The 12,660-nt window shown below is 56.8% G+C and carries 10 protein-coding genes; 5 read left to right on the top strand and 5 right to left on the bottom strand.

Annotated features, from left to right (window positions below; genetic code table 11):
* Positions 1–159 precede the first annotated feature (159 nt).
* The 3 genes from J4D99_RS03250 to J4D99_RS03240 form a co-directional block, all read right to left on the bottom strand.
* The gene (locus tag J4D99_RS03250) at positions 160–1,770 is read right to left on the bottom strand and encodes an Rne/Rng family ribonuclease (RefSeq protein WP_208130274.1); all 1,611 of its coding nucleotides are present in this window, start codon (positions 1,768–1,770) and stop codon (positions 160–162) included.
* Between the two features lie 443 nt (positions 1,771–2,213).
* A complete protein-coding gene (locus tag J4D99_RS03245) occupies positions 2,214–3,152 on the bottom strand; it encodes a tetratricopeptide repeat protein (RefSeq protein ID WP_208130273.1) in 939 nt (312 codons plus the stop codon).
* 119 nt (positions 3,153–3,271) lie between these two features.
* Complete coding sequence (locus J4D99_RS03240) at positions 3,272–3,610, bottom strand: HU family DNA-binding protein (protein ID WP_208130272.1); 339 nt, start codon at positions 3,608–3,610, stop codon at positions 3,272–3,274.
* Positions 3,611–3,845: 235 nt separating this feature from the next.
* On the opposite strand from J4D99_RS03240, the gene mutY reads away from it, so the two are divergent.
* The 4 genes from mutY to recG all read left to right on the top strand — a co-directional run bounded on the left by mutY (position 3,846) and on the right by recG (position 8,528).
* Positions 3,846–4,904: an A/G-specific adenine glycosylase gene (gene mutY, locus J4D99_RS03235; RefSeq protein ID WP_236018513.1), complete on the top strand. Its 1,059-nt coding sequence runs from the start codon at positions 3,846–3,848 to the stop codon at positions 4,902–4,904.
* Positions 4,905–5,040: 136 nt separating this feature from the next.
* A complete protein-coding gene (locus tag J4D99_RS03230; protein ID WP_208130270.1) occupies positions 5,041–5,463 on the top strand; it encodes a single-stranded DNA-binding protein in 423 nt (140 codons plus the stop codon).
* A 209-nt stretch (positions 5,464–5,672) separates the two neighbouring features.
* Entirely contained in the window at positions 5,673–6,272 is a 600-nt protein-coding gene (gene gldD, locus J4D99_RS03225) for a gliding motility lipoprotein GldD (protein ID WP_208130269.1), read from the top strand.
* Positions 6,273–6,431: 159 nt separating this feature from the next.
* Entirely contained in the window at positions 6,432–8,528 is a 2,097-nt protein-coding gene (gene recG, locus J4D99_RS03220; protein ID WP_208130268.1) for an ATP-dependent DNA helicase RecG, read from the top strand.
* A gap of 54 nt (positions 8,529–8,582) precedes the next feature.
* Here recG and J4D99_RS03215 read toward each other — a convergent pair whose 3' ends face one another.
* Entirely contained in the window at positions 8,583–8,813 is a 231-nt protein-coding gene (locus J4D99_RS03215; RefSeq protein WP_208130267.1) for a hypothetical protein, read from the bottom strand.
* A gap of 344 nt (positions 8,814–9,157) precedes the next feature.
* On the opposite strand from J4D99_RS03215, the gene J4D99_RS03210 reads away from it, so the two are divergent.
* Positions 9,158–10,627, top strand: a complete 1,470-nt coding sequence (locus tag J4D99_RS03210) for a hypothetical protein (protein ID WP_208130266.1) — start codon at positions 9,158–9,160, stop codon at positions 10,625–10,627.
* Between the two features lie 204 nt (positions 10,628–10,831).
* Here the strand turns inward: J4D99_RS03210 and J4D99_RS03205 are convergent, their stop codons facing one another.
* Positions 10,832–12,619 carry an acyl-CoA dehydrogenase FadE gene (locus J4D99_RS03205; protein ID WP_208130265.1) on the bottom strand — a complete coding sequence of 596 codons (1,788 nt, stop codon included), beginning with the start codon at positions 12,617–12,619 and terminating at the stop codon, positions 10,832–10,834.
* Positions 12,620–12,660 lie beyond the last annotated feature (41 nt).

The following is a 12,660-nucleotide window of genomic DNA, read 5'->3' as shown; positions in this document are numbered from 1 at the left end:
ACGGATGAATCGGATTTTGTAGACGACTGTTCAAAAGCCTATTTTGCTAGTTCTTTGCAATAGCTGGAAATAAGAAAGGCCACCCTACTGGGTGGCCTTTCTTTATTGTAATCGTCTACAAAATCCGATTAATCCGAAAAATCCGTCCGAATCCGTGGTCTAGACATCCTCCACCACTACCTCACGGTCTTGGGCCCTAGCCATGGCCGCGGCGGCCGAGTGCAATTCAATCTGCTCGCCGTGTTCATCTTCGATGCGGAAGTCAGTGAGGCCTAGCGCAGTGTCTTTCATCACCTTCACCCACTTATAGTATTTCAAATACCACTTCATCTGCCGGCTCACTAGCCCCTTGGTATAGTAAGCGTGCAGGAAGGGGTGCACGTAGAGCGTGATACCCGCCTGATTCTGATTGACTAGCAAGTCGTCGATGCTGTTATCAATCTCATCGGTAACCTGGATAGAAGCCGAAATCTTGCCGGTGCCCCCGCAGGTGGGGCACACCTCGCCGGTCACGATGGTTTCGGCTGGGCGAACTCGTTGCCGGGTTATCTGCATCAAGCCAAACTTGGTAATGGGCAGGATGGTAAACTTGGCCTTGTCCTGCTTCATGATGTGGTACACCGCGTCTTCCACTTTCTTGCGGCTCTCGGCGGCCCGCATGTCGATGAAGTCTACTACGATGATACCACCCATGTCGCGCAGGCGCAGCTGGCGCGCTACCTCCTTCGCAGCCAGTAGATTAATCATGAGGGCTGTGGCCTCCTGGTCGTTTTCCTGGTTGCTTTTCGAGCCCGAGTTTACGTCTACCACGTGCAGCGCCTCGGTGTGCTCTATCACGAGGTAGCCGCCGCCCGGCACGCTCACCGTTTTGCCAAACAAGGTTTTGAGCTGCTTTTCAATGCCTAGCTGCTCAAAAACCTTCACCTTGCTATTGTGCAGCTTCACCAGCCCGAGCTTGTCGGGCGCGATTTTCTGCACGTAATCTTTCATCTCCTCATAGCGGGCCGGCGTATCTACCACAATCGAGTCGAACGACTCGTTGAGCATGTCGCGCAGCATCGAGGAAGTACGGCCCAGCTCACCCAGCATCTTGTCGCGGGGCTGGCCCTTGCGCAGGTTTTGGTAGAGCGTGTTCCAGTTATCGACCATGCTCTGCATGTCGCGGTCGAGCTCGGCTACCTCGTGGCCTTCGGCCACGGTACGGATAATAACGCCAAAGCCCTCGGGTTTAATACTGGCAATGAGGCGCTTGAGTCGGTCGCGCTCGGCCTTACTCACGATTTTCTTCGATACCGAAATGGTATTGGTGAACGGCATGAGCACCAAGTAGCGGCCCGCCATCGAAATATCGGTGCTGACACGCGGCCCTTTGGTCGAGATGGGTTCTTTTACCACCTGCACCAGCAGGTTCTGGCCTTTCTTGAAGACACTGTCGGCCTTGCCAACCTTTTCGAGCGGCGCCTCTAGTTTAAAGTGCTCCAGGCCAGGCGATTGTGCTTGGTGCTTGAGCACGCTACCCACCCATTTATTAAGGGATGGGAATTGCTCGCCCAGGTCGCCGTAGTGCAAAAAGGCATCCTTTTCGGAGCCAATATCGACGAAGGCCGCATTAAGGCCGGGCATCACCTTGCGCACGGTGCCCAGGAAGATATCACCTACCGCGTAGTTGGTGTCGTTGCGGTCGAAGTGGTACTCAATCAGCCGCTTATCCTGGAGCAAGGCAATCCGCTCCCCCTCGGGGGTGGAATTGATAATTAATTCATTGCTCAACGTAGTAGGTTAGTTAAAGTAGCCCGCCCGGCCCCGAAGGCCAAAGTGGCTTGCCCCGAAACCGGCAAAAGGGAAGCCAGGACCAGTAGTGTCCCAGCTTCCCCTCGCGAGCCACGGCCCTGCCCCGCTAGGGCAGTCCGGCACACCACGGTAGTCGTCCGCGTGGCGGAGGCTACGTGAGAGATAGGCAGACAATGGGCGCTTCTGCAGCCCACTGTCCACCCCTTACCCCGCACTAAGTCAGAAGATTACTTCTTCTTGTGGCGGTTCTTGCGCAGGCGCTTCTTACGCTTGTGGGTGGCAATCTTATGGCGTTTACGTTTCTTACCGCAGGGCATTGTACTGGGAGTTTAAAGGGTATTGTATAAATGAGTTCCGGTTTCGGGTAGCTGAAGCTGGGTTGCAAAAGTAGCACCTTTGCGCCGAGTAGCCCGAGGCCGGGGTTAGTTTCGGAGTTTAGCTAGTTCTTCATCGACGGAAGCGGCTAGCGCCGGGTCGTCGCTGAGGCTTTTGGCTTTTTGGAAAGCGGCGCGAGCTGCCGGGCCGCGATTGGTGCGGGCTAGCGAAACGCCGAGGTAAAACTGGCCTTCCACGTTCTTGGGATTCACTTGCACCAGCTGCGAAAAGCGTTCTACGGCCTTATCGTACTGGTTGCTTTGAATAGCGAGAATACCTAAGTTGTAGAGAACCTTCTCATTTTTAGGGTCTTGCTCTAGCACCTCACGCAGCAGGCCAATCCCTTTCACGGGGTTGTCGCTGCTCATGTAGGCCATGCCCAAGTTAGTCTTGGCATCCAGGTTATCAGGGTTGGCAGCCAATACTTTATCGTACAGCTCCCGCGCCTTGTCGCCCAGCATTTTCTTGCGCTCGGCAGAGGCCGCGAAGCTATACGCCTGAAAATAAGCATCGGCCGCTTGCTGCCAGGCTTTCTCGCTTGGCTGCGTAGCGGCCAGGCCAGCCAGATAATACCCCGCACTGTCGAAGCGCTGCACCGTGGCATAGCGCGCAGCTAGCGTAGTAGCCACCTGGCGGCGGCTTGCGGCCGGGGCAGTCCGGTATTGGGCCAGCAGTGTGTTTAGTTCTTGGCGCTGGGCCGATGTAGCTTGGGTGTGAGGCGCGTTAGCGGACGGGTTGCTAGGCTCACCGGCTACTGTGCCGGCCTCGGCCGGGCGTGGCCCCGAAGAAGCCTCGGTTTTCGAGCCGTTGGTGGCCATGCCACCGCCGTCGCGGTTGGCCGTGCGGGCCGCATCCTGATTGAGTGCAGCCTTGCCTTCCTTAGGCTTCACGATGCCCTTGGGCAGCGCATACAGCCCACCCGCCAGCGCCAGGGCGCCGACTAGTAGCAGCAGTTGGTGCGTACTGGTGGAGGAAGTAGAAGCCATAACCTAAAAAGAGGGCTAGCAAGCAATGAGGTGATAAGGAGGGAACCCGTGGCCTACCTCGCGGCTGGCCCGTCCGCCCTTATCACCCCATCACTTCTTTACCGCAAACTACTTATAACTTAAGCTTTTGCCTTTTTGGTGCTTTTGGCCGGCTTATCCGAGTTTTCGCCGGTGATTTTCTTGCTGGCTTTGATTTTGGCCACGAAAGTCTTGCTCGGCTTGAAGCTCGGGATATAGTGCTCGTCGATGATGAGCGAGGTGTTTTTCGAGATGTTACGGGCTACTTTGCGCGCACGCTTCTTGTTTACGAACGAGCCGAAGCCACGCACGTAAATGTTGTTGCCCTCGGTCATCGAATCCTTCACTACTTTGAAGAAGGCTTCTACGGTCGTCAGCACATCGGCTTTCTCAATGCCGGTTTTTTGCGAGATTTCGGAAATTACCTCAGCTTTGGTCACGTTGGTAAGGGGGGGTACTAGAAGTGAAAAAAAATATCGGGCGGATAATCAACCGGTTTCGACGTAATTCCTTGCCCGGTAGGAGGTTCGCTATTCGAAACGGAGCGCAAAGGTACTCTCTAAATTTTGTACGGCCAATGGAAACTTCCAAGTTTCTCTTTTGGCCAAAATATTCTGCCTCATTATTTTGCTTAAAACTGCATCTGCTACGGCACCGGTTCCATCCCATTCATTCTTGGCGCAGGAGCTACTGGCCTGGTACCCGCGGCATCGCCGCGACTTGCCGTGGCGACACACCCGCGACCCCTACGCCATTTGGCTTTCGGAGGTTATCCTGCAGCAAACCCGGGTAGCCCAGGGGCTGCCCTACTACCTTGACTTTCTGACGTCTTACCCTACTGTGCACGACCTGGCTGCTGCCCCCGAGCAGGAGGTACTGCGCCACTGGCAGGGGCTAGGCTACTACTCTCGGGCCCGCAACATGCACCACACCGCCCAGCAGGTAGTGCGCGAGTTTGGCGGCCAATTTCCAGGCTCCTACGCGGGGCTGCGCCAGTTGAAGGGCGTGGGTCCCTACACGGCGGCGGCCATCGCTTCATTTGCCTTCGATGAGGCTGTTGCAGTGCTCGATGGCAACGTATTTCGAGTGCTGGCGCGGGTTTTTGGCCTGCACGCCGACATTGCGGCCCCTAGCTCGCGCAAGGAGTTTCAGGCCCTGGCCGACCAGCATCTGCCGCCGGCTCACGCCGCCGATTTCAACCAGGCTATTATGGAATTTGGAGCGCTGCAATGCACGCCCGCCAAGCCCGACTGCCTGTTTTGCCCCTTGCAAAGCCAGTGCTGGGCCTTTCAGCATGGGCAAGTGGCGCTATTGCCCGTCAAGAGCAAAGCCAAGGCTAGCCGCACGCGCTACTTCCATTACTTGGTACTGCGGCACGGCGAGCAGCTTTATTTAAAGGAGCGCCTGGCTGGTGACATCTGGCAGGGTCTCTATGACTTTGCCCTGGCCGAAACCGATAGCGCTGACCTGCCTGCCACCGAGGTATTGCGCCACGTAGAGGCGCTGGGCGGGCACCCCGACACCAGCCGAGTGGCCGAAGACCAGCCGGCGCCCACGCTTCGCCACGTGCTGAGCCACCAGAAGCTCGAAGCGCGATTCCATGCTGTGGCGCTGGCCGCTGCCCTGCCGGCCGCTACGCTGCGCACTACTGGTTTGCGCGCTTATTCGGCCGCCGAAATTGAGAATTTGCCCAAGCCCGTGCTCATCAGTAATTACCTCGCTAAGGTAAGCTAGGAGCAGCAAACTGCTGGCTATTATTAGTAGCTTTATTTGCTAATAATATTTGCAATAGTGCTAATCGTTTCGTACCTTTAACTCGTCAATGACAGCTGTGGTTGGCTGTTGCTTTACGGTATTACAGGAAAGAGTTATGGCAGGAGTGAATAAGGTGATTCTGGTAGGCAACCTCGGCAAAGACCCGGAGGTTCGTCACTTAGAAGGCGGCAACAGCGTGGCGCATTTTACGCTGGCTACCAACGAATATTACAAGGATAAGCAGGGCACCCGCGTGGAGCGCACCGAGTGGCACAACATCTCGGCTTGGCGGGGCTTGGCGGAGCTGGCTGCCAAGTACCTTAAAAAAGGCACACAAGTGTACATTGAAGGCAAGCTGCGCACCCGCCAGTATCAGGATAAAGACCAACAGACGCGCTATATCACCGAGATTATCGCCGATGAGATTTCGCTGCTCGGCGGCCGGCCGGGTGGCGCTGGCAATGGCGCCGCTAGCCCCAGTACCGACGAAAGTGTGAGCCTGCGCCAGGAGCCTGAGCTCGACCAGTTACCTTTTTAACCCACGGATTCGAACGAATTTTTCAGATTCCACGGATTTTTTGGACCATTCAAATTTAAAAGGCCATCCGCTAGGGTGGCTTTTTTGCTAGATAGATTTTGCGTACTACATAGCAAAAAGAAGCGTTGGCAAGCGTCCACAACATCCGTGGAATCCGAAAAATCCGTCCGAATCCGTGGTTCAGACTAAGGCGCTAACTTTGTAGACCTATGACTTCTTCCCGATTCTGGGGTTTGGCGCTGCTGGCAGCTAGCGCGGCCGGGTTGCTGGCGGCTTGCTCCTCGGCGCCCGATTTTACGCCCAAGCCCAAGGGCTACAACCGCATCGACCTGCCGCCGCACCGCTATCGCACGCTCGGGCCGGGGCACCCTTACACATTCGAGTACTCGCAGTATGCCAAGGTGTTGCGCGATTCATCCTACCTCGCCCAGCCCGACTGGCTGAACGTGTATTACCCGCAGCTGCACGCTAATATTCAGATAACCTATACCAATGTGGTGCGCAACCGTCAGCTTTATAATAAGATGATGGAAGACGCCCGCAAGCTCACGGGCAAGCATCAGATTAAGGCTACTTCCATTGAGGAAAAGATATTGCGCACGCCCAATGGTATGCGCGCCTCGGTGTTTGAACTGGAAGGCGAGGTGCCGAGTCAGTTTCAGTTTTATACCACCGACAGCACCAAGCACTTTTTTAGGGCGGCGCTCTACTTCCGCACGGCTACGGCCAACGACTCGCTAGCCCCAGTAATCGAGTATGTGAAGTATGACATGATACAGATGCTCAATTCGCTAAAATACAATAAATAAGGCGCTGGGAAAGAATATCATGCTCATCTGGCGCCCGCTTGTCGAAGCATCTCTGCCGCGCCGCTAGGGTGCCGAGTAAAGGGAAATCTTTAACAAGCGGCCGTCAGATGAGCATGGCATTCTGTTTTAAGCTATGGATACTCTCGTGCGACTCCAGAAATGAGTAATTTCTTTCAAACTAAGCTCGAATACCTGCGCGGCGTGGGGGCGCAGCGGGGGCAGCTGTTGGGTAAGGAGCTAGGAATATTTACCTACGGCGACCTCATTCAGCGCTACCCGTTTCGGTATCTCGACCGTACCCAGTTTTATAATATTGTAGACCTGCACGATGACTTGCCCTATGTGCAGGTGAAAGGTGTGCTGCGTGGCCGCGAAGTGATAGGGGAGGGGCCTAAAAAGCGCCTGGTAGCCAAAGTAGGCGATGCCAGCGGCGAGCTCGAAGTAGTGTGGTTTAAGGGCGTGAATTTTCTGGAGAAAGTCATCAAAAACCACCAGGAGTACATCGTTTTTGGCAAGCCAACCATGTTCAACGGCCGGCCCCAGATGGCCCACCCCGAACTGGAAGAAGTGACCGAGCAGAAGGCCGGCCAGAGCTTTTTGCAGCCGGTATACAACACCAGCGAGAAGCTCAAGAACTACCACCGCATCGACAGCAAGGCGATAATGCGGATGGTGAGCGACTTGCTCAAGATTGCCCTGCCGCAGGTCACCGAAACGCTCTCGCCGGCCCTCATTCAGCACTATGCACTGCTTGATAAGGCCACGGCGTTGCAGCAGATTCACTTTCCGCAAACGCCGGAGCTGCTGGAGAAGGCGCGGTTTCGGCTCAAGTTTGAGGAGCTGTTTTACGTGCAGCTTAAGCTGCTGCGCCAGAAAGACCAGCGTAAGGTGGCCCTAGCCGGGCAGATTTTCAACGAGGTGCCGACGCTGACGCACTTCTACAAAAATATTATGCCCTTCGACCTGACGGGCGCGCAGAAGCGGGTTATCCACGAGATTTACAAAGACTTCCTGGCCGGCAAGCAGATGAACCGGCTCTTGCAGGGCGACGTGGGCTCGGGCAAAACCATCGTGGCGTTCATCTCCATGCTGATGGCTGCCGACAACGGTGCCCAAAGCTGCCTGATGGCGCCCACCGAAATTCTGGCCGACCAGCACTACCAGGGCCTTAAAGGCTACGCCGACATGCTAGGCCTCAACATTGGCAAGCTTACGGGCAGCACCCGCACCAGCGAGCGTCGTGTGCTACACGAGCAGCTGCGCAACGGCGAGATGCAGATGCTGGTGGGTACCCACGCGCTGCTCGAAGACGTGGTGCAGTTTCGCAACCTGGGCTTGACTATCATGGACGAGCAGCACCGCTTTGGGGTGGCGCAGCGCTCGAAGCTGTGGCAGAAAAACCCCTACGTTATTCCGCACGTGCTCGTGATGACGGCCACGCCCATTCCGCGTACCCTAGCCATGACGCTCTACGGCGACCTCGACGTGAGTGTGATTGACGAGCTGCCGGCCGGCCGCAAGCCCATCGTGACGGTGCACCGCTACGATGCGAATCGGCTGAAAGTATTTCAGTTTATTCGCGACCAGGTGGCGCTGGGCCGGCAGGTGTACATCGTGTATCCGCTCATTGAGGAAAGCGAAACGCTGGATTATAAGGACCTGACCGACGGCTACGAAAGCGTGCAGCGAGCTTTCCCCGATTTGCAAATCAGCATCGTGCACGGCCGCATGAAGGCCGAAGAGAAGGACTACGAGATGGCCCGCTTCGTGAAAAAGGAAACCCAGATAATGGTGGCGACCACCGTTATCGAGGTAGGTGTGAACGTGCCCAACGCCTCGGTAATGGTGATAGAGAGCGCCGAGCGCTTTGGCCTGAGCCAGCTGCACCAGCTACGCGGCCGCGTGGGCCGGGGCGCCGACCAGAGTTATTGCATCCTGATGACAGGCTATAAGCTGAGCAAGGATAGTCGCACCCGCCTCGAAACAATGGTGCGGACCAACAACGGCTTCGAAATAGCCGACATCGACCTGAAGCTGCGCGGCCCCGGCGACCTCATGGGCACCCAGCAAAGCGGCGTGCTTGACCTTCTTATTGCCGACTTGGCCAAGGATGGCCGCATCCTTACTGAAAGCCGGGCCGCCGCCCAGGCTATCCTAAATGAGGACCCAGAACTGGCGCGACCCGAGCACGGCAACATTCGGCGGCACATCGAAAGCCTGCCCGCCACGGCCGTCAACTGGAGCCGCATCAGCTAGTTGCCGGCCGGGCTAGGCATAAAAAAAGCGGTTTCAATTGAAACCGCTTAGCTATTAAAACCAAGTGAGAGGCTGCTCCTGCTTTCGTTGGTTGACCGGTGTGATAGTCGCCGCCGGCTCTGCTTTGGTGTAGTTTGTCAAGGTCACGCCATTGGCGCTATCGGGCAGGAAAAGGGTAACAGGCGCTTTGGCAAGGCCGGCCGAAGCGGCTGGCTGCGCCAGCTGCATGTAGCGGCCAGCAATGATAAGAGCGAATAAAGAGCCGAGTTTGAGCAATGATTTCATAAGATGTGGATAGCGGCACATACCATCCCAAAATTGGTGCCATTTAGTAGATTTTGTATTGACTATCAGAAAATTAAAAGTTGGGTGGGGAAAGAGAAGTGATTGGTAGACCAACTGCTACCATCCTTAGCGCGCGCCGATTAAACGTCCGCGGGCTGGAAGAGTTGCCTTTTGCTGTAATAAAGTTCTGTTAAGAGCTTCCATCGGCAAAGGTACGCCCGCCGGGCTGGCCGCCCGGAGTGCTTAATGACCAGATTTGCTTAGCGAAAGGCAAGCGACTTGCGCTAGCGGGGGTATTTTTGAGCCGGCAGACTGTATCTGCGACCTTTTTACCGAGTATTTTCATGCGCTTTCTTTTTGGTATTACCACGCTCGCAGTATGCGGCCTGCTAGGGGTGGCTCACCCTGGGCAGGCCCAGAAAACCAAGTCGGCTCCCTTTAGCTACGTGCCCGAGGAGGGCGAGGACCGCTACAATCAGCGCGTGCCGCAAAAGACCTTGGCCCTGGCCGATGGCAGTGGTTTCGTCATTCTGGCCCACCAAAGCGGCAGCGCCTACGCTGTGGAGCGCTACGACGCGAACCTTAAAAAGCAGTGGAGCACTACTATGCCTGTGGCGCCGGGCGAAACCGTAGAAGCCTTCGGCCGCAATGCCGAGCAGGTGTGGGTCGTGCTGCACCACGCCGACGAAAGCACCCAAAACCTGACGGTGCAGCCCTTTGGCCTGGCCGGCGGCCAAAAGGGCGCGCCGGTGATAGTAGTGACGGCCCCGGCCCAGGACCGCCGCCCCGTGGTGCGCCTCTCGCCCGATGGCAACCGCCTGCTGGCGTACCGCTACCAAACCCGCGAGGCACAAGTGCGCACGCTGGAAGGCACCCTCTACGACCAGAAGCTGAGCAAGATTCTGGACCGCACGTATGATTTTCGCGACCAGGGTGACTTCTTTTCGCCCAACATTTTGCTGGCTAACGACGGCACGCAGTACGTGACGCTGCTCGGCGACGGCATGAAGAAGCTGACTGTGCGCCGCTACCCCGCCACCGCCGACCGCATTGGAGTGGCCACGGCCATTCAGGTGATGGGCGTGCCGGTAGGTGGCACGTTTGGCGGCCAGCCCATCACTATCCGCGACGCCAAGTTTACGCTGCAGCCCGACGGTCAGCTCTACGGTGCCGCGCTATGCGCTAACGACCGCACCGGCCAGCTCAGCAGCCTGAAGCTGGTGCGCTTCGACTTTGCCGAGAGCAAGCTCAAGCTAGCCGACGAGCTGCCATTCGCGCCCGCTTTTCTGGCCGAGATAAGTAAGGCTACTGGCACCGAGGTGAAGGCTCTGACCGACATCTATCTAGCCGATATGCTGCTTACTGAGGGGAAGAACTTGGTAATCATTGCCGAGCGCCACTTCGAGGAGGGCGGCCCCGAACTGCCGGTGCACGCCCGCGAGCTGTACCTGTTTGGCTATAGCCCATTCCTCACCCCCACCTGGCATACCATCATTGCCAAAGACCAGGTGGCTCCCGCTATTGATAGTTACACGGGCATTGGCTACCGCGCGGCCGTATTTGGCGAAGAGGTGGAGCTGGTAACCCTCGAAACCATTGAGGGTAAGTCGGACCTGTATCTGCGTAAAATACAGACTCCTACTGGCGTTATTAGTGCCCCGCAGCGCCTCAAGCTCAACGTGGCCAACGACCAGCAGCTCGCCTACGTGAAGGATTTTACCACTTGGCTAGGCCCGAAAACCATCATTGGCATCAGCCGCCCCAATAAAAAGTCGGCCGCCTTGCAACTGAACGAGGTGAAGCTCAAACAATAACCGCAGATTCAAACGGATTTCGCAGATACGGCTGCTGAAGCGGCCTGGCTAGCCCTTCTTCCTTATGCACAAAAAAGGCCACCCATCCGGGTGGCCTTTTTTGTGGTTTGGTTTTTCTATTGGGGTAGACCAGATAAACGAACTGGTAGTCAGGCCGCTTCAGCGGCCGTATCTGCAAAATCCGTTTGAATCTGCGGTCTAGGCTTAGTAGCAGTATTCGTTAGCTTCGATGAGGCCGGCGGCCACGCGGCGGCGGGCTTCCTTCACGTTGAAGAGGTCGGGCTTGGTGAAGCGCTTGAGGCCCATGCTGAGCAGGCGCTGCTCGTCGCCTTCGGCCATGCTGGCGATGGCTTCGCGGCCCGACTTCTCCACCAGGTCGATGGCGTCGGAGAGGTACACGCGGGCCATATCGAGCTGGCGGCTCAGGGCCTCTTCGCCTTTGCTGGCGATTTCCTTCTCTACGCGCAGCAGTACGCTTTCGGCGGTGTAGGTCTTGATGGCCATGTCGGCGATGTTCATCAGCACTTCCTGCTCCTTGGCGAGCGAGTTCATGTACTTCTGTACGGCCGTGCCAGCCACCATCAGCACGGCTTTCTTCATGTTGGCGATGGCTTTCTTCTCGCTGGCGAAAGCAGTGTCGTCGCTCTCACCCATGCTCGGAATGCTCATCAGCTCCTGCTGCACGGCCTGCGCCGGGCCCATGAGGTCGATTTCGCCTTTCAGACCCTTTTTCAGAATCATATCGACGGCCAGCATCCGGTTGATTTCGTTGGTGCCTTCAAAAATCCGGTTGATGCGCGAGTCGCGATACGCGCGGTCCATGGGGTAGTCGGCCGAGAAGCCGTAGCCGCCGTACACCTGCACGCCTTCATCTACTACGTAGTCAAGTACTTCCGAGCCTTCTACCTTCAGGATGGCGCACTCCACGGCAAACTCGCGGGCGGCCCCTAGCAGGGCTTCGTTGTGGCCCATGCCACTAGCCAGTAGCTCCTGCTCCTTGCGGTAGATATCCTCGCCAGCGCGGTAAATGGCCGACTCAACGGCGTACATGCGGATGGCCTGCTGGGCCAGCTTGAAACGAATGGCGCCAAACTTCGAGATGGGCAGCTTGAACTGCACGCGCTCATTAGCATATTTCACCGTTTGGGTAGCCGCGGCTTTGGCGCCGCCCAGGCAGGCCGCCGCCAGTTTAATACGGCCGATATTCAGCACGTTGAACGCGATGAGGTGGCCTTTGCCAATCTCACCCAGCACGTTTTCCTTGGGCACCAGTGCGTCGCTCAGGAATACCTGGCGCGTCGATGAGCCCTTAATGCCCATCTTGTGCTCCTCGTTGCCGAGGCTTAGGCCGGGGGTATTCTTTTCAACGATAAAGCCGGTAAACTGCTCGCCGTCAATCTTGGCGAATACGATAAACACGTCGGCAAAGCCGGCATTGGTAATCCACATTTTCTGGCCGTTCAGCACGTAGTGGGTGCCTTCGGCATTGAGTACCGCCTTGGTTTTAGCCCCTAGCGCATCAGAACCTGAACCGGGCTCGGTGAGGCAGTAGGCGCCCATCAGGGTGCCATCGGTGAGGCCCGGGATGTATTTCTGCTTCTGCTCGTCGGTGCCGAAATACAGAATTGGCAGCAGCGCAATGCCCGTGTGTGCTGCAAAAGCTACCGGGAACGAGTGCCCGCCACCTACACCTTCCGTCACGCGCAGGGCAGTGGCGAAGTCCATGTCGAGGCCGCCAAACTGCTCTGGCACGCTCACCCCAAACAGGCCGAGGTTACCGGCTTTCTCCATCAGGCCGCGCATCAGCCCTTCCTCGTGGTTGTCGAGGCGCTCCAGCAGCGGCGATACCTCGGTAGCCACGAAGTCCAGGCAGGTCTGGTACATCATGTTCTGCTCTTCGGTAAAGTCGGCGGGCGTGAAAACGTCCTGGGCTTCAGTAGGCTTAATAATAAATTCGCCGCCTTTTGGAGCGGTTTTGTTCGATATTTCCATGACGCTGATTGGGTGAGAGTTGAAAAGTAAAGTGTTAGGCT

It is taken from the genome of Hymenobacter sp. BT559 (assembly GCF_017571525.1).
Classification (GTDB): domain Bacteria; phylum Bacteroidota; class Bacteroidia; order Cytophagales; family Hymenobacteraceae; genus Hymenobacter; species Hymenobacter ginsengisoli.
This window is presented reverse-complemented; position numbering and strand designations above follow the sequence as displayed.

Bases quoted from the DNA above. Each gene is read 5' to 3' on its own strand.
- J4D99_RS03210 (WP_208130266.1), top strand. From the start codon at position 9,158: ATGCGCTTTCTTTTTGGTATTACCACGCTCGCAGTATGCGGCCTGCTA.
- gldD (WP_208130269.1), top strand. From the start codon at position 5,673: ATGACTTCTTCCCGATTCTGGGGTTTGGCGCTGCTGGCAGCTAGCGCG.
- J4D99_RS03230 (WP_208130270.1), top strand. From the start codon at position 5,041: ATGGCAGGAGTGAATAAGGTGATTCTGGTAGGCAACCTCGGCAAAGAC.
- J4D99_RS03205 (WP_208130265.1), bottom strand. From the start codon at position 12,619: ATGGAAATATCGAACAAAACCGCTCCAAAAGGCGGCGAATTTATTATT.
- J4D99_RS03245 (WP_208130273.1), bottom strand. From the start codon at position 3,152: ATGGCTTCTACTTCCTCCACCAGTACGCACCAACTGCTGCTACTAGTC.
- J4D99_RS03215 (WP_208130267.1), bottom strand. From the start codon at position 8,813: ATGAAATCATTGCTCAAACTCGGCTCTTTATTCGCTCTTATCATTGCT.
- recG (WP_208130268.1), top strand. From the start codon at position 6,432: ATGAGTAATTTCTTTCAAACTAAGCTCGAATACCTGCGCGGCGTGGGG.